The organism is Stenotrophomonas sp. 610A2 (assembly GCF_030549615.1).
In the GTDB taxonomy this organism is placed as follows: Bacteria; Pseudomonadota; Gammaproteobacteria; order Xanthomonadales; family Xanthomonadaceae; genus Stenotrophomonas; species Stenotrophomonas pigmentata.
This window is the reverse complement of sequence record NZ_CP130832.1, coordinates 1,472,654-1,489,569: the sequence shown is the minus strand read 5'-3', so window position 1 is coordinate 1,489,569 and position 16,916 is coordinate 1,472,654. Positions and strand designations below refer to the sequence as shown.

Genomic DNA, 16,916 nt, shown 5'->3' with positions numbered 1-16,916 from the left:
CGGCCTGTAGGAGCGGCGTAAGCCGCGAAGCCGGTGTTGTCGCAGATCACGCTGTCATCGCAATCGCATGATTTATCGGTTTCGCGGCTAACGCCGCTCCCACAACCCCAACCGAAGCCTCAGGCCCCCGCCATCCACTTCAACATCAGGCCGGTCATGTAGGCGATCACCGTACCAGTGGCGTATCCCACCGTGCCCAGCAATACACCCACCGGCGCCAAGGTCGGATGGAACGCCGCTGCAACCACCGGCGCCGACGCCGCCGCGCCGATATTGCCCTGCGAACCAATCGCAAAGAAGAACAGCGGCGTGCGCATCAAGCGGCCAACGATATACAGCAGGCCGATATGCACGGCCATCCAGATCACGCCGAGCAGGAACAACCACGGGCGATCGGCCAGCGACAACAGATCCATCTGCATGCCAATGCAGGCGATCAGGAAGTACAGGAACAAGGTGCCAATCTTCGACGCACCCGCCGCTTCCAGATTGCGTGCACGGGTAAAGCTCAGCAGCAGGCCGGAAAGGGTGGAAATCATCACCACCCACACGAACGACGAGTTCAACGACGCCTTGCTGGCCCAGCTGACGTTCTCGCCGAACCAACTGGCCAGCGGCGTTGCCACTGCATGTGCCAGGCCAACAATGCCCAGGCCAACACCGACAATCACCATCAAGTCGGTCAGGCTGGGATTGCGTGCGCTCTTGGCCTCATATTCCGCGATGCGCTGCTTCATGTCATCGATGGCCGAGGTATCGGCACCGTTCTTTGCATCGATGATCTGCGAGCGCCCTGCCATCCACAGCAGCATCGCCATCCACAGGCTGGCGCAGGCCACGTCCACCACGGCGAACTGACCAAAGGTGGTTGCATCGACGTTGAAGGTCTCGCGCATGGCGGCCATGTTGGCGCCACCACCGATCCAGCTGCCTGCCAACGCGGCCATGCCGGCCCAGGTATCACCGGCGACGGTTTCCGGGTGGATGAACTTCATCACCTGGAACGACACCGCAGCGCCCAGCACAACGCCGAAGGTGCCGGTGACGAACATCACCAGCAGCTTGGGGCCGAGCTTGGCAATGCCTTTCAGGTCAATGGAAAGTGTCAGCAGCACCAGTGCGGCCGGCAGCAGCACATCGCGTGCGATCGGGTTGTAGAGCTTGGTGCCATGGCCGTCGATCAGGCCAGTGGTGTTGTAGATGGCGGGTATGAAGTAGCACAGCAGCAGTGCTGGGACCCAGGTGAAGATCTTCCTCCACAGCGGGGTTGGGCCGCTGGCCAACCAGAAGATCAGGGCCAATGTGGCAGCGATGAGGCCGAGGCCGACGATGTCATTGGTGATGAGGGCGGTACTGGGTTCGGTCGGCATAAGGCCTGTTCCTGTCGATCGAAGGGAAATAAAAACGCCACGTTGGTGACGTGGCGTTGAGGGTGGAGCCTAGCATGGTGGTGGACAGGGGTCTTGTTTGGCGGAAGCAGCGCTGCGCGCCTCCCCTCTCCCCAACCCCTCTTCCGCAAGGGGAGAGGGGCTTTGAAGCTGCAATTGCAAACGTAGCTGGTGCTTGCTGTTCCTTGAACGCCCTTGCGCTAGCGCTAGCGCAGGGGCCGGGGCGCGGAGCGGGGGTTGGAGAGAGGCAAGCGCGCAGCGCGCGCTTGAACTCACCCAGCCCCAGCCATAGCCCGCAGCGTAATCCCCACCACATAGGCCGCACCGGTACCAACCGCATAACCCAAGGTACCCAGCAATACACCTACCGGCGCCAAGGCCGGATGGAAGGCAGTCGCCAACACTGGCGCCGAGGCTGGGCCACCGATATTGCTCTGCGAGGCAATTGCGAAATAGAAGAACGGCACCTTCAGCAGCTTGCCGACCAACCACAACAACACGATGTGCACGCCGATCCACAGCACGCCCAGCGCGAACAGCCACGGCTTCTCGAGCAGTGCCAACAGATCCATCTGCATGCCGATGCAGGCGATCAGGAAATACAGGAACATCGAGCCCCACTTCGATGCGCCCACACCTTCCAACTCGCGCGCACGCGTGAAACTCAGGCCCAGGCCGATGAAGGTCGCCAGCATCACCACCCACACGAAGGGCTTGTCCAGGCTCACCGAGCCGGACCAGCTCACGTTTTCCGCGAACCAGCCAGACAGCGGTGCGGCCAGACCGTGCGAAAGCGCGACCACACCAAATGCCACGCCGGCCATCACCATCAGATCGCCCAGCGCCGGAATGCGCGCATGCTGCGCCTGGTAGCTGGCCACGCGATCACGCAGATCATCCAGCGCGCGCGTATCGGCGCCACTGCGCTTGTCCATGGCCGGGGCACGCGAGGCGAAGAAGATCAGCACCGCCATCCACACATAACCAACGCCGACATCCACCACCGCGAACTGACCGAAAGTGGTTGCATCGACCTCGAAGATCTCCTTCATCGCCAGCATGTTGGCGCCGCCGCCGATCCAGCTGCCGGCCAGCGCTGCCATGCCGCCCCAGGTTGCGCCCGCCACGGTTTCCGGATGCAGCCAGGCCATGATCTGGAAGGCGACGACCGCGCCGAGCATGATGCTCAGCACTGCGGCCACATACATGGCCAGCATCTTCCAGCCAAGGCCAAGGATGCCTTTCAGGTCGATGGACAGCGTCAACAACACCAGCGCCGCGGGCAGGAACACATCGCGCGCGATCGGGTTGTAGAGCTTGGTGGTTTCGCCATCGATCAGGCCGACGGTGTTGTACACGCCGGGAATGAAATAGCACAGCAGCAACGCGGGCACGAAGCTGTAGAACTTTTTAAGCAGCGGATTGCTGCTGCCCGATGTCCAGAAAATAACGCCCAAGGTGGCGGCGATCAGGCCGAACACGATGATGTCATTGCTGATGAGTGCGCCTGTTGCGGCTGCCATCATCGTCTATCCCCTTGATTACCTTGCGTGCGAGAACCGCCGCCCTTGAAGAGAACCTGCAGCCACACCGCTTCAAGAAATCAAGGCAGGGACAGCGCAGGACGAAGCAACAACGGCGAGTCCTTCGCCCTCTCCGGCCCTCTCAGCCCGGTAGAAAAACATTCCCCTGCAACCAGCCAGGGACTCGATGCCCCGACAGGTCAACCACCACATCCGAGCTAGATACTGCTCACGATGGCGCCGCGCTGTTGCTGGTATTCAGCCTCGCTGAGCAGCCCCTTTTCCCGCAGCTCTTCCAATTGCTGCAGGCGCTTCTGCGTGCTCGCCGGAACAGCCGCAGTGTTTGGCTTGCGCGCTACGCGTACACACAGCCAGACAACCAAGGCGATACCGCCTGCGAAGAACGCCAGACCAATCAACAGAACCAGTAGATGCCAGATGCTGAAGCTTCCCATCGTTTCCATCCTCCATGACAGCAGTTACCAACATGCAGTGTAGCGGCCAGCCTCAATCGCAGTGCCGGCACAAAAGAAAGGGCACGCCAACGACGCGCCCTTTCCACCGACTGTTACTGACCGATGTGCTGCTTCAACCAGCCATTGACCGTGTCATGCCACTGCACGCTGTTATGCGGCTTCAGCACCCAGTGGTTCTCGTCCGGGAAGTACAGGAACTTGGACTCGATACCCTGGCGCTGCAGCGCGGTGAACGTGGCCAGGCCCTGTTCCACCGGGATGCGGTAATCCAGCTGGCCCTGCACCACCAGCATCGGCTTCTTCCAGTTGGCAACGTGGTTGACCGGGTTGAACTTCTCGTAGTTCTGCGGCACGTCGTACGGGGTACCGCCCTGCTCCCACTCGGTGAACCACAGTTCTTCGGTGGCATAGCCCATGGCGCGCTGGTCGAACACACCGTCGTGGTTCACCAGGCACTTCCACGGCTCGTTCCAGTTGCCGGCGATCCAGTTGACCATGAAGCCGCCGTAGCTGGCGCCCAGCGCACAGGCCTTGTCGCCGTTGAGGAAGCTGTACTTCTGCTGCGCCGCAGCCCAGCCCTTCTGCAGGTCTTCCAGCGGGCGATCGCCCCAATGCTGGCTGATCGCATCGGTGAAGGCCTGGCCGTAGCCGGTGGAGCCGTGGAAATCGATCATCACCACCGCGTAGCCCTGGCCCGCATAGGTCTGCGGGTTCCAACGGTAGCTCCAGCCATTGCCGAAGCTGCCCTGCGGGCCGCCGTGGATCAGGAAGGCCACCGGATACTTCTTGCCTTCCTGGTAGTTGTGCGGCTTGACCACGTAACCGTGCACGGTCTCGTCGTTCCAGCCCTTGAACGAGAACTGCTCGAAGTCACCGAAGTTCACGCCGTCCAGCATTTCACCGGCGCTCTGGGTGATGGCGCGCTGCGGTGCGCCGGCAGCGGTGCTGCTGGTGAACACCTGGTCGCCGCTCTTCAGCGAGTTACGGGTGAAAGCCAGTGCATCGCCGGCGATGTCGAAGGAGGAGATGCTACCCTCGCCCACCAGCTTGGTCGGCGCGCCATTGGCGATGTTGACCGCGAACAGCGGGTGTTCGCCCATGTCCTGCGCAGTGGTGTAGATGGTCTGGCCATCGGCCGACAAGGTGATGCCATCAGCCGAACGGTCCCACTGCGCGGCGATCTCATTGACCTTGCCGCTGGCCACGTCCATCGCCATCAGGCCGAAGCGGTCAGCTTCGAAACCCGGACGCTTCATCGCGCGGTAGAACAGGGTCTTGCCGTCGGCGCTGAACACCGGGCCGGCATCCCATGCGGGGTTGGCAGCGGTCAGGTTGACCGGCGCCTGCTTGCCGGCAGCATCGAGCTTGTACAGGTCGAAGTTGGTCGACCACGGCTCCTTGCTGCCCTGCACGCGGATGCTGGCGACGACGGTCTTGCCATCCGGCGACCACACGAAGTCTTCATTGCCGCCGAACGGCTTGGACGGTGCATCGCCGGCCAGCGTCGCGCTGATAGCGGAAGCCCCCTTCACCGCGGCTGCGCCTGCAGCCGGCAGCGGTGCCACGAACAAGGTGTTGCGACGGCCGTCAGCCCAGGTATCCCAATGGCGCACGAACATGCTGTCGTAGACCTGGCCGCTGCTCTTGCCGGCCTTTTCCTTCTCAAGACGCTTGCTGGTGCAAGCCAGGTCCGAGCCGCAGTCCTGGAACACGCCGGCGCTGAACAGCACGCGGTCGCCCTGCGGTGAGATGCGGTAGCTGTCCACGTCGAGTGCGAAATCGGTGAGCTGGCGCGGCTCGCCGCCAGCCAACGGCATCACGTACAGCTGCTGGCTGCCGTTCTTGGCGCTGAGGAAGTACACGTTCTGGCCTTCGATCGAGGCCGAATTGACGTTCCAGCCAGCCGGGCTCAACTGCTTCGGCGGCGCCATGTCGCGGGTACGCAGGTCGCGGATCCACAGGCTGCTGCTGGCCTTGAGGTCGGCATCGACGATGCGCTTGGCGAACACCACCTGCGCACCATTGGCGCTGAGCAGCGGCGCGGACGCGCGGTCCAGCTTGACCATGTCGCGGACTTCAAAACCGCGCGCGCTGGCCAATGATGGCAAGGCGGCCAACAGGCACAGCGGCAACAGGGCGTGACGAAGCTTCATGGGCAACTCCCAGGCAAAGGCAAACCCCGATGGTAGGCGGCCAGCCCGCCCCACTGCAAAGGCTTGAAGTCATGCCAGGGCAACCGCCGGAAACAGCAAAGCCGCCCAAGGGCGGCTTTGTGTTTGATCTGGCGCTGCTTTTGCTTGAGTCCCTGCTTTTGCTTGAGCCCCTGCTTTTGCTTGAGCCCCTGCTTTTGCTTGAGCCCCTCTCCTGCGAAGCGGGAGAGGGGTTGGGGTGAGGGCGCCTTGGTTTTGGTTTTGGCTCGAAGCCCCAGCCAAATCAGAATCAAAAGCTCCCCCCATCCGCCCTTCGGGCACCTTCCCCCGCATGCGGGAGAAGGGCCAGCAGGGTCAGCCTCAGCTCTTCGCCGCCGGCTCGCCCTTCTTGCCGATGCGGTACATCAGCAGGCCAACCAGGAACAGCACGAACAGGCCAACCCAGGCCGACACGCTTGCCCAGGTCTCGGCAAAGCCGCCCAGCGGCAATGCCAGCACGTCGCCCTGACCGCTGACCACGATCGGCACCGCAATGGCGATACCCATCAAGGCCTCACCGGTGATCAGACCAGCAGCGAACAGCACGCCCGGGCGATGCACGCGGTCACGGCCTTCTTCATCGTCGGCACGCAGCTTGTGGAAACGCTCGACCAGGTGGGCCAGCAGGCCGCCCAGGAAGATCGGCACCATCAGCTCCAGCGGCAGGTAGATACCAATGGCGGCAGCCAGCACCGGCACGCGGAAACGCTTGCCGGTCTTCTTCAGCCATTCATCGATAGCGATGATCACCGCGCCAACGCCCGCGCCCAACGCGATCATCGTCCACGGCAGTTCGCCGCCGAACAGGCCGCGTGCAACCGAAGCCATCAGGTTGGCCTGCGGCGCAGCCAGCGAGTTCGGGTGCTCGGCGGTCGGTGCGCCGATGCCGTAGGCATGGGCCAACAGATTCAGCACCGGCGCCATGATCAGGGCGCAGGAGAACGCGCCGATGCCCAGCATCAGCTGCTGCTTCCACGGCGTCGCACCGACCAGATAACCGGCCTTGAGGTCCTGCAGGTTGTCACCGCCGACGGCGGCCGCACAGCAGACCACCGCACCGATCATGATCGCGGCCACCGCGCCCAGCGGAGCACCGCCAACGCCGACCGGAATCAGGCCGTCCTTGCCCAGCAGCAGCACCAGCACCACCGAGGCGAACAGGATGGTGGAAATGGTGATGCCTGAGACCGGGTTGTTGGACGAACCAATCAGGCCGGCCAGGTAGGCCGACACCGACACGAACAGGAAGCCGGCGACGATCATGATGATGGTCATCGGGATCGACACGTGCCACTGGCCGACGATGGCCTGGTACAGACCCAGCAGAGGCAGGGTGAAGGCGATCAGCGCGATCAGCATCCACTTCATCGGCAGGTCGCGTTCGGTCTCGGCCAGCGCCGGGCCACTGCTCTTGCGGGCAGCGGCGAAACCACTCTTGACGCCATTGAGCAGCGACTTGCGCAGCGAGAACAGCGTCCAGACGCCGCCGATCAGCATGGCGCCGACGCCGAGGTAACGGATCTGCGAGCCCCAGATGGCGAAGGCCGCTTCGGCCGAACCGGCATTGGCCAGCGATGCGGCCAGGTCCGGGTTACCGCCCAGGAAGAACGCCTGGTACAGCGGAATGGCGATGTGCCAGGACAGGATCGAGCCGGACACCACCACGATGCCGACGTTCAAGCCGACGATGTAGCCCACGCCCAGCAGCGCCGGCGACAGGTTGGTGCCGATGAAGGCGGTGATCTTGGAGCTGCCGACATAGGCCGACTGCGCCCAGGCGTCCGGGAAGATGCGCAGGCCCGAGGCCGCAGCCAGCTTCACCAGGCCGCCGATGGCAGCCGAGATACCGAGGATCTTCATGCCCGGGCCCGGGTTTTCACCGGCCTTGAGCACTTCAGCAGCCGCCTTGCCTTCCGGGAAGGGAAGCGGATCTTCGACGATCATCGAACGGCGCAGCGGCACCGAGAACAGCACGCCCAGCAGGCCGCCCAGGCCAGCGATACCCAGCACCCACCAGTACTTGAAGTCCGGCCAGTACCCCATGATCACCAGCGCCGGGATCGTGAAGATCACGCCGGCAGCAATCGACGAGCCGGCCGAGGCGCCGGTCTGGACGATGTTGTTTTCAAGGATGGTGCCGCCACCGAGCAGACGCAGCACGCCCATCGAGACGACGGCGGCCGGAATGGCGGTAGCGATGGTCAAGCCTGCGAACAGGCCCAGGTAAGCATTGGCGGCAGACAGCACCACAGCCAGCACGACGGCAAGAACCACCGCGCGGAATGTGAGCTGCGCAGGCGCAGCGTTGTTCATGGAAAGCCCTTGGATGGCAAAAAACCTTCGCCACGCTAACGCCCGCTTAACGGCAAGTCCAGCCTGAACGCGCCGCCGATGCCCGCCGCGCCGGTAATTCCGCGAATCCGCACCTCCTGTTGGCCATATCGGCAAAGTCGCCCCTGCCGGTCAACGATGTTATGTTATATCTTTTCCGCAAGACTCCCCCGCATGCCCCCTGCCCTGACCAACCGCCTGGCCTCCATCGACCAGCTGCGCGGCACCGTGATGCTGCTGATGCTGATCGACCATGTACGCGAGACCTTCTATCTGCAGCACCAGGTCAGCGACCCGATGGACGTGGGCTCGGTCTCACCCGCCCTGTTCAGCTTCCGCCTGCTGGCCCATCTATGCGCCCCGGTGTTCGTGCTGCTCACCGGCCTGTCGGCGTGGCTGTATGGCCAACGCCAGCCCGATCCGCGCCGCGCCACCGCCGCCTTCCTGCTCAAGCGCGGGCTGTTCCTGGTGGTGTTGGAGCTGACCCTGGTCAACTTCGCCTGGACCTTCCAGTTCCCGGCCAGCACCCTCTATCTGCAGGTGATCTGGGCCATCGGCCTGAGCATGATCGCGTTGGCCGGCCTGCTGTGGCTGCCGCGCAAGCTGCTGTTGGCGCTGGCGGTGGTCATCATTGCCGGCCACAACCTGCTTGATCCGCTGCAGGCCCAGGGCAACGGCGTACTGGCGACGCTATGGAAGATCCTGCACCAGCGTGACTGGATCGAACTGGGCAACAGCCTGCGCCTGCGCACCTCCTACCCGCTGCTGCCGTGGATCGGCGTGATTGCCCTGGGCTACGTGCTGGGCCCGTGGTACGCCAGCAACCGCCCGGCGCCGCAACGCCAGCGCTGGTTGCTGCTGACCGGCCTGGCGATGCTGGCCGGCTTCGTTCTGCTGCGTGCCGCCAATGTCTACGGTGACCATCCCTGGCTGCGCTTCACCGATGCCCAGACGACGCTGATGAGCCTGTTCAACGTCACCAAATACCCGCCTTCGCTGCTGTTCCTGCTGCTGACGCTGGGCATCGGCCTGTTGCTGCTGCGCCTGTACGAGCAGCCACGCATAGCAGCGTGGTTGCAGCCACTGGCATCGATCGGCGCCGCGCCGATGTTCTTCTACCTGCTGCATCTGTATGTGCTGAAGCTGCTGTATCTGGCAGCGATGGCGTATTGGGGCGCAAACCACGCACCCTACTTCGCAGTCGAATCGGTGTCGGCCTTGTTGCTGATCAGCGTTGTGCTGGCCGTGCTGCTCTACCCCGCCACCCGCGCCTTTGCCCGCTTCAAGGCACGCCGTCGCGACCTGGCCTGGCTGCGCTATCTCTGAACGCGCAGCACCGGGGCAGCGGTCCTATACTCGGCCGCTGTCCCACCCGGCACCACCGATGACCGCAACTGCATTGAGCCGCCCCCGCTCCGACGACTTCCTCGGCCACCCCAAGGGCGTCTACGTCTGCTTCTTCACCGAAATGTGGGAGCGCTTCTCCTTCTACGGCATGAAGGCGCTGCTGCTGCTTTACCTCACCAAGTACCACCTGTTCGGCGACAAGGCCGGGCTCGACCTGCTCGGTGCCTACGGTGGCCTGGTCTACTGCATCCCCGTGTTTGGCGGGCTGCTGGCCGACCGCTGGCTGGGCATGCGCAAGGCGGTGGTGTTCGGCGGCATCCTGCTGGTGCTGGGCCACATCGGCATGGCCTTCGAAGGCCACGAAGCGCACCGGGTAGCAGGCGAAGTGGTACGCGACGAAGCCGCGTTGTCGATCACCTACCTGTCGCTGGCGCTGATCATCATGGGCGTGGGCTTCCTCAAGCCCAACATCTCCACCATCGTCGGCAAGCTCTACCCGGAAAACGACCCGCGGCGCGACTCGGGCTTCTCGCTGTTCTACGCCGGCATCAACCTCGGCGCCCTGTTCGCTTCGCTGGTCTGCGGCTTCCTCGGTGAAGCCTATGGCTGGAAGTACGGTTTCGGCGCGGCCGGTATCGGCATGCTGGTCGGGCTGGCGATGTTCCTGTGGGGGCAGAAGTACCTGCATGGTCACGCCGAGCCGGCTCAGCCGGCGACACTGCGCGAGCGCGTGTTCGGCGTGCCGCGCGAATGGCTGATCTACGGCGTTGCCATCGTCGGCATCATTCCGGTTGCGGCGCTGATGTGGGCTGCCGCCAACGGTGCCTTCGCACTGGGTGGCGAAATCAGCCTCGCGCTGATGCTCATGATCGTTGTGCTCGGCGGCGTGCTGCTGTGGTTTGCCTGGTTCACCGGCACGCAATGCACACCGGAACAGCGCCAGCAGATGATCGCGCTGATGGTGCTGATCTTCATGGCACTGGTGTTCTTCACCTTGTACGAGCAGACCTATGGTTCGTGGGTCACTTTCACCGACCGCCTGCTGACCAAGGACCTGGTGCCGTCATTGGTGATACGTGAAGGCACGCCGCTGCCGTGGTCCATCGTCTCGTTGCTGCTGGCGCCACTGGGCTTCGTGGTCGCAGCACGCCTGTCTGATCGCAATCCGGCATCAAATGCACCACGCCTGCTGTTCGGCGTCATCGTTGTTGCGATGCTGGTGATGCTGATCCGCGACTGCCTGGTGCTGCCGCAGAGCGCCGGGTCGTTGACCTATCTGGGTGCGCTGTTCCTGGTGCTGCTTGCGCCTTTGTTTGCTGCACTGTGGGCATGGCTGGACAAGCGTCGGCTGGATCCGTCCAAGCCGTTGAAGTCCTCGTTCGGCCTGGTGTTCGGCGCGCTGTCCTTCGTGCCCTTGGCCTTGGCGGCACAGCAGGTTGGCGCAAGCGGGCAGATGGCCAGCGTGTGGTGGCTGGTGCTGGCCTACCTGATCCTGGAGATCGGTGAAATGTGCCTGTCGCCGGTCGGCTTATCGGCCGTCACCCAGCTGGCGGCACCGCGCGTGGTCAGCCTGATGATGGGCACCTGGTTCCTGGCCACGGCATTCTCCGAGACACTGGCAGCACTGTTCGGCAAGCTGGCCGCCATCGACGTGCCCGAGGGCGAAGTGATGAACATCGCCGAGGCTGCGGGCCGCTATGAACACCTGTTCTGGCTGCTGATGTGGATAGGCCTGGGCTGTGCGCTGGTCGCCCTGTTAGCCTCGCCCTTGCTGAAGCGGATGATGCACGGCGTGCGCTAACCCCCGCTTCTGTAGGAGCGGCGTAAGCCGCGAAGCTAGCATCGCTTGCACGCCGGCAACATCCGCGACCTGACGCAACATCAGCTTCGCGGCTGACGCCGCTCCTACAACCGGCCACGCACGTGCCGACGATAAGCTTGTGGGAGCGGCATAAGCCGCGAAGCTCGCATCGCTTGCCTGACATCAGCATCCGCAACCTGATGCAGCATCAGCTTCGCGGCTGACGCCGCTCCTACAACCGGCCACGCACGTGCTGAAGATAAGCTTGTGGGAGCGGCGTAAGCCGCGAAGCTCGCATCGCTTGCCTAACAGCAATACATGCAACCTGACACAGCATCAGCTTCGCGGTTTACACCGCTCCCACAAAAAGAGACCAAGGCCAACGCCCGCAATCCGAACAGGCAACTACTTCGCCCTCTCTCCCCCCAGATGCTGCGACAGGAAACCCAGCAACCTGCCGTAATACTCACGCTGATGCGGCTCGGTATAGAAACCATGGCCTTCGGTGTTGAAGTACAAAGACTCAACCGGCACGCCGGCCTTCTTCAACGCAGCTTCCATCATCCGCGTGTGCTCGATCGGCGCGATCTCATCCTCGCCACCGGCAGCTAGAAACACCGGCACCTTGATACGGTCAGCAAAACGGTTCGGCGACACAGCCGCTAGTGCAGCCTGATCTTCACCTACCCAATCCTTCGACGAATTGCCAAGACTGCGCGCGGTGCGCACATCTGCGCGCAGCATCATCGGTAGATCGTAGACACCCACATAGCCCGCGGCACAACGGTATAGCGCGGGCTCCTTTGCCGCGCCCATCAGCGCCGCGTAGGCACCATAACTGGCGCCGTAGATGCAGATTTTCGCCGCATCGGCCTGCCCTTCACGTATTGCCCAGCGGGTAGCGTCGGTCAGGTCGTCCTGCATGGTCCCACCCCACTGCTGTGCACCCGCACGACTGAAGGCCCAACCATAATTGCCCGATCCCCGGTAGTTCACCTGCATCACTGTGTAGCCGGCAGCAGCCAACATCTGCGCATCGCGGTCGTAGTGCCACTCATCGAATACGGTGTAAGGACCGCCATGCGGCATCAACACCATTGGCCGCGCACCAGTCGCACCACGCGGCTTTGTCAGATAGCCATGAATCTTCAAACCATCGCGTGCATTGAAGCTGAAAGGCTCGACAACGGCGGCAGCATCCGGATCGATCCAGCTGCCACTGGCTACAACGAAATCCAGCTTCTTGGCAGCTGGATCGTAGAGGTAGAAGTCACCGGGATTGCTGCCTGACCACACGCGCACCATCAACAGCAGGCCATCTTTGCTGCTTGATGTCACCCGCACCGACTGGCCTGGGAATGCCGCCTCGAGACTGCGTTGCAAGCGCGCTTCAGGCACCGAGTCATCGAAGAATACACTCCGGTGTCGCCCGTCCATCAGCAGTGCACCTACAGGAATGTTTGTAGCGCGACGAAAGATGATGGTCCGCGGATCAACCGTATCGTCACGCAACACCGTGCGGCGTTCATTGCTGATGGTATTCCACGCCACGACGCTGTCCGGCCCCGCCCCATCGCCACGCACCAGCAGGTAGGCAAGCGAATTGTCTTCCGAAAAGCCCAAGGCTTCCTCAATGCGGCCGCTCACCTTCTGGTCATTGATCAAGCGCCATTCGCCGCCAGCGGCGTCGCGATAGTAGAGCTTGCTGAGGTTGTCCAGGCCGGCTCCCAGTGCCAGCCGCACCGCGCCCGCGTTATCGGTCGCAAACGCCGCACGACGGACCGGCACCGTCGCCGACACAGTGCGGCGACCGGTATTTACATCCAGAATCTCTGCACGAGTGAACGGCTCCTGCGTTCCCATTGGCCAGGTCGAGATCACCACGTTGCGGTCTTCTGCAGGCAAAGGATCAACCAGGAAAGCCGCTACGCTTTCCACCTTCTTCGGCTGTATGCGAGTGCCCACCCCGTTTCCCTGCACCCTGTAACCGACCAGAAGGTCGGCCTGCCCGCCATCGGCGTTGATCGCATACAGCTCGCCCGTCGGTCGCGGCTCATCCAGCAGCCCGAACTTCTCGGCGATGCCGATCAATACGCGTTCGTCGTTCACCCAGTCGAAACTGCTCACATGCCCATTGCGCATCGGCACGAACATGCCGGATTGTTTATTGCCTTCGCGGGTAAAAATGACGAGCGCTGTCTTGTCTTCAAGCGGTACCGTCGCTGCGTAGTACTTACCCGAGGGCGACAGCTTGATATCGTTGAACTCATCCTTGCGTATGAACTGCCCCAGATCCACAGCAGCCCAACCGGTCGTCGAACACAAACACAGCAGCAAAGCCATCGCCAGCTTCATCATCTGCATCAGCCCCAAACGGGCGTCCGGCCCGCGTTGGGCGATTCTAGCCCCCTGCCTTTGGATTTTTCCATACAGGAAATGCGGGCTGCCGCTCAAAAGATAATCAAGGACTACCGACTCCTCTGCTGAAAGAGCCTGCGGCCAAAAGCCGGGTTTCCCCTGCCAACAGCGGAGGCCTGCCGTAGCAGAATCCAGCCTTGCTCAAACCCAGTCCTTAGTGCTTTATGCCTTATCAGCTGCAACCAGACGATAAGCATCATGCAGCATGCCGACGAAGTCCTGTCGCTGTCCCGCATCCAGCACCACCGATTCCCGAAAGCGGTCAACAGAGCCAGCCCAGTCGTCCAGGGAATCATCGTTGTAGATCGCCTGATACGCATCCCATGCACCCGCGGCTCGCAGGTATAGCGTCTGCGCAAACAGCTCCAGCGGCTCTCCATTCGAAAGTTTCAGCGGCCTGCTGGTCTGGGTGTGACTCAGTACCTGCCGCAGCACCTGATCGTCATTGAGTTGCGATGCCCATACATGACCATTCAGATGCTGGCGAACGAACTCCAGAATCCCGGCATGATCATCAGCCAGCCCATTGGCGTAGATCTCGTCAGACAACCGCAGATGGCGCCCGTCGAACAGCCACTTGACCACGAGCGTGGCCGCGGGTTTCACCGTGTTATGCGCATTGGGCTGATCAAACTCGTGGTGCCCCATGAACTGGCGATCCTGCACGATGCTCACCTGGATTGTCTCCACCCGCTGCTTTCTGGGGCAGAACCAGAGCTTGAGCTCCACATCGTCACCAAGCGGCTTCTGAAACAGCTGCGTATCGGTATACGTGTCCACGTTCCCATCGAAGAACGTCATGCACTCGTCAAAGCCGGCATCCGGCCCCACGAAACCGTCCCAGAACCCAGTCGGCAACGTGACGTTGCCCTTTGGCTTGCGTGAGAACAGCAACACAGATTGCAGGTGGCAGAGCAAGCCACCGCGAGGGCCGACTACCGGCGGATAGAAGCGGTCGTTGATGATGTCGAACCCGAAGTAGTGCTCCATCTCATGGCGCTTGTCCTTGATGCTCTTGGTGCCCTGATTTGCCGTAACGGACACCGGCGGCTTGCCGATTCCGTGCTGCTCGAACCAATCCACGAGCTGCGGATCACTACCTTTGGCGCCAATCAGACTTACGAGATCAGAAACGTGCATGGTGTCTTCCGTGAGACCTTAGTTTGGTTGGATTATGACAGGCAGAGGACAGCGCATGCATTCTTTGAACATATCCACGCAGCCGGAGAGTGGATCTTGTTGCTCTTCCGGCACTAACGAGAATCGAGCGACTAAGCGATGCATCCACGCGCACATCAAATTCGTGGAGCTCTCATCAAATACCGCGAATAGATCGCATCAATGACCAACGCGAGCGCGAAGCTTTGACGGCTTTTTGTGGCCAAACGAATCGCGCCGAAAGCGCCCTAGCTTCGTCCGCCAGTTCAGGCCAGTACGATTCGAAACTAGCCAACTGTTCCCGGACACATGCGAAGACCTCTTCCCTTGAGTAATAACCGCAGGAATGACCAGAAACACCGGGCTCATCATCAAGCCATGCCTCAAAACAACCGAAAGAGTCACGACTGGACTGCATGTAACGTTTCCACGCAGCCGGCTCTACTGCATCGACTTCGTCCCCAATCCAGACTATCCACCAGCCAGGATCTCCGCCACCTGGCCCATCCTCTCCCAATAAACTTAAGACAAACTTATCCAGTGGTCTGTATGGGAGCAATGCGTATCCCAAACAGCCTACCAACGGGGAGAATCGCGAGCTATCGCTTTCAATCGTCATTTGTCTCCGCCCGCAATCTGCTCATAGGCGCGATTCAATCGTATTTCGTCGCAGCAGAACACGAACCTGCAGCCTCACTGGGCACAGACCGGCGAGCCACGGAACCGTCGCTTTGTGTAAACAGTTGTGTCACTTCAACGCTGCAGCCGTGACCCGTCCAGTTTGCACGCATTTCGTAGTTCTGACTGGGCTCCGGAACAAAGCTTCGCGCTTGGTAGCAACCAGCCGAGGCGCGCTCCACTGAGCCTGGACGCCCAGCTGCCGGACGCTGGGATTCAAAGTAAAACGTGAATCCCGCCGTGATAGGTTGCCCTGGGCGTACCGCCATCTCGACGAAGTGCTTGGGGGTATCCGGCGTCTTGGGCATGCGCAGATCACGCTTGCGCTGCCCGCCCATTTGAGGACCCGCAGGATAGCCGCTACCCGGCACATCAGGACTTACGCAGACACTGTTCGGATACACCTTGACGTTGCGCGAGCCTGAGACTCTGAGGTGGGCCACCCCCTCCTGCTTAGGTTCGTCGTAGGACGACAGTTCACTCCTCACTATCTCCTTGATGACGCAGCCGGATAGCGAGATACAGCAGCCAAGCCCAACGAATATCCGCAAAATCACCTTTATGTAGAACATCAATAACGTCCTTGTTGACACACCAAGACCTCACTCTCCAAAAACATCGACTACAGAATATCCCAGCAATTCCAATTAACCCAGCAATCAGAGGCCAGAGGAATAAAGCACCTCCAGAACTACGAATACCTCCATCAAAAATCCGATAAAGAGTGACCCGATCTCAACCCATCCCCGAACTTCGTTCTAAACAGCGCGAATCTAGAACATTCACCGGCACACCCGAATCCGAAGCGCAGACTACGTTCCAACGCGTTAATAGTCGAAGCGCCCACCAACAACTAAACATAGACCCTGGGAGCGGATCGAAACTCGTCAAACAGGCGCTCAGCATCCTGCTCCGATACCGGAAGATCACGATCTTTTACTGCCTCATAATGCCGCACAAACTCCCCGGGCAGCTTAACCCTACATCTATCAATCCAATTCATGATTATCCCATCCCAAGCATAAATACCATCTGAAAGTATGACATTCCTAACCATATCACCACCCCCTAAAGGATCGGGCACGGGGCTAACAAACTCCAAGATAACAACCCCTCTCTTCATATAATTCAAAATTCCATCAGCAAGCTCCTCAGACAAGAAGTACATATTGTCATGAATGCTTGGTAACGACTCATCTAATTGCGAGTAACCTCGCTCCCTGTACAAAAACAAGGGCCTCAACACTGTCATGGACGACTCATTGCTGGTTCAGTAATGACGCCGCCTGACCGCATCGCGCAACAACAAAGCCCCGCCAGCGCTCTGAGCTTCTGCTTGCTATACGACACGCCGCAACCTCCTTACCCATTAAAGCGAACGGCCTAATGAAATGCCAGCAGCGCACACAAGAATCTAAAGGATCACCAGATGCAAATTAAACATGCCAACGGGCAGATTCACTATCAACCTGCTCTTGCTCCTGATAGGAGTGTCCTCAGACTACCCCTATCCTAGAATTAAAGGTAGTTCAACCAGCCCTAGTTTTCCCGTTACTACTTCGCGGTAAGGAATGCGCTTTCTCGAGACTGTCGCTTAATGTCATAAC

The 16,916-nt window shown here is 61.1% G+C and carries 12 protein-coding genes; 2 read left to right on the top strand and 10 right to left on the bottom strand.

The features are described from left to right. Positions 1-119: 119 nt before the first annotated feature. The 5 genes from Q5Z11_RS06650 to Q5Z11_RS06630 form a co-directional block, all read right to left on the bottom strand. A complete protein-coding gene (locus tag Q5Z11_RS06650) occupies positions 120-1,370 on the bottom strand; it encodes a DUF819 family protein (protein WP_303749250.1) in 1,251 nt (416 codons plus the stop codon). A 290-nt stretch (positions 1,371-1,660) separates the two neighbouring features. Continuing rightward, positions 1,661-2,911 carry a DUF819 family protein gene (locus Q5Z11_RS06645; protein ID WP_303749988.1) on the bottom strand — a complete coding sequence of 417 codons (1,251 nt, stop codon included), beginning with the start codon at positions 2,909-2,911 and terminating at the stop codon, positions 1,661-1,663. Between the two features lie 218 nt (positions 2,912-3,129). Next, entirely contained in the window at positions 3,130-3,366 is a 237-nt protein-coding gene (locus Q5Z11_RS06640) for a hypothetical protein (RefSeq protein WP_303749249.1), read from the bottom strand. Positions 3,367-3,479: 113 nt separating this feature from the next. Further along, positions 3,480-5,540, bottom strand: a complete 2,061-nt coding sequence (locus Q5Z11_RS06635; protein ID WP_303749248.1) for a S9 family peptidase — start codon at positions 5,538-5,540, stop codon at positions 3,480-3,482. A 357-nt stretch (positions 5,541-5,897) separates the two neighbouring features. Then, entirely contained in the window at positions 5,898-7,889 is a 1,992-nt protein-coding gene (locus tag Q5Z11_RS06630; protein WP_303749247.1) for an OPT family oligopeptide transporter, read from the bottom strand. Between the two features lie 192 nt (positions 7,890-8,081). Here Q5Z11_RS06630 and Q5Z11_RS06625 point away from each other — a divergent pair, with 192 nt between their 5' ends. Beyond that, the gene (locus Q5Z11_RS06625; protein WP_303749246.1) at positions 8,082-9,233 is read left to right on the top strand and encodes a DUF1624 domain-containing protein; all 1,152 of its coding nucleotides are present in this window, start codon (positions 8,082-8,084) and stop codon (positions 9,231-9,233) included. A 58-nt stretch (positions 9,234-9,291) separates the two neighbouring features. Beyond that, complete coding sequence (locus tag Q5Z11_RS06620) at positions 9,292-11,055, top strand: peptide MFS transporter (RefSeq protein ID WP_303749245.1); 1,764 nt, start codon at positions 9,292-9,294, stop codon at positions 11,053-11,055. Between the two features lie 405 nt (positions 11,056-11,460). Here Q5Z11_RS06620 and Q5Z11_RS06615 read toward each other — a convergent pair whose 3' ends face one another. From Q5Z11_RS06615 to Q5Z11_RS06595, 5 genes are all read right to left on the bottom strand, one after another. Then, positions 11,461-13,419, bottom strand: a complete 1,959-nt coding sequence (locus Q5Z11_RS06615; RefSeq protein WP_405051655.1) for an alpha/beta hydrolase family protein — start codon at positions 13,417-13,419, stop codon at positions 11,461-11,463. Between the two features lie 216 nt (positions 13,420-13,635). After that, positions 13,636-14,613, bottom strand: coding sequence for a hypothetical protein (locus Q5Z11_RS06610; protein WP_303749244.1), 978 nt, complete (start codon positions 14,611-14,613; stop codon positions 13,636-13,638). Between the two features lie 175 nt (positions 14,614-14,788). Continuing rightward, the gene (locus Q5Z11_RS06605) at positions 14,789-15,049 is read right to left on the bottom strand and encodes a hypothetical protein (RefSeq protein ID WP_303749243.1); all 261 of its coding nucleotides are present in this window, start codon (positions 15,047-15,049) and stop codon (positions 14,789-14,791) included. 235 nt (positions 15,050-15,284) lie between these two features. Continuing rightward, positions 15,285-15,881, bottom strand: a complete 597-nt coding sequence (locus Q5Z11_RS06600) for a hypothetical protein (protein WP_303749242.1) — start codon at positions 15,879-15,881, stop codon at positions 15,285-15,287. Positions 15,882-16,162: 281 nt separating this feature from the next. Further along, on the bottom strand, positions 16,163-16,561 hold the full coding sequence (locus Q5Z11_RS06595; protein ID WP_303749241.1) for a hypothetical protein: 399 nt from the start codon (positions 16,559-16,561) through the stop codon (positions 16,163-16,165). Positions 16,562-16,916: the final 355 nt, after the last annotated feature.

Excerpts from the sequence above, each read along its gene's own strand:
- Q5Z11_RS06650 (WP_303749250.1), bottom strand. The coding sequence starts at position 1,370 with ATGCCGACCGAACCCAGTACCGCCCTCATCACCAATGACATCGTCGGC.
- Q5Z11_RS06645 (WP_303749988.1), bottom strand. The coding sequence starts at position 2,911 with ATGGCAGCCGCAACAGGCGCACTCATCAGCAATGACATCATCGTGTTC.
- Q5Z11_RS06640 (WP_303749249.1), bottom strand. The coding sequence starts at position 3,366 with ATGGGAAGCTTCAGCATCTGGCATCTACTGGTTCTGTTGATTGGTCTG.
- Q5Z11_RS06635 (WP_303749248.1), bottom strand. The coding sequence starts at position 5,540 with ATGAAGCTTCGTCACGCCCTGTTGCCGCTGTGCCTGTTGGCCGCCTTG.
- Q5Z11_RS06630 (WP_303749247.1), bottom strand. The coding sequence starts at position 7,889 with ATGAACAACGCTGCGCCTGCGCAGCTCACATTCCGCGCGGTGGTTCTT.
- Q5Z11_RS06625 (WP_303749246.1), top strand. The coding sequence starts at position 8,082 with ATGCCCCCTGCCCTGACCAACCGCCTGGCCTCCATCGACCAGCTGCGC.
- Q5Z11_RS06620 (WP_303749245.1), top strand. The coding sequence starts at position 9,292 with ATGACCGCAACTGCATTGAGCCGCCCCCGCTCCGACGACTTCCTCGGC.
- Q5Z11_RS06615 (WP_405051655.1), bottom strand. The coding sequence starts at position 13,419 with ATGCAGATGATGAAGCTGGCGATGGCTTTGCTGCTGTGTTTGTGTTCG.
- Q5Z11_RS06610 (WP_303749244.1), bottom strand. The coding sequence starts at position 14,613 with ATGCACGTTTCTGATCTCGTAAGTCTGATTGGCGCCAAAGGTAGTGAT.
- Q5Z11_RS06605 (WP_303749243.1), bottom strand. The coding sequence starts at position 15,049 with ATGCAGTCCAGTCGTGACTCTTTCGGTTGTTTTGAGGCATGGCTTGAT.
- Q5Z11_RS06600 (WP_303749242.1), bottom strand. The coding sequence starts at position 15,881 with ATGTTCTACATAAAGGTGATTTTGCGGATATTCGTTGGGCTTGGCTGC.
- Q5Z11_RS06595 (WP_303749241.1), bottom strand. The coding sequence starts at position 16,561 with ATGACAGTGTTGAGGCCCTTGTTTTTGTACAGGGAGCGAGGTTACTCG.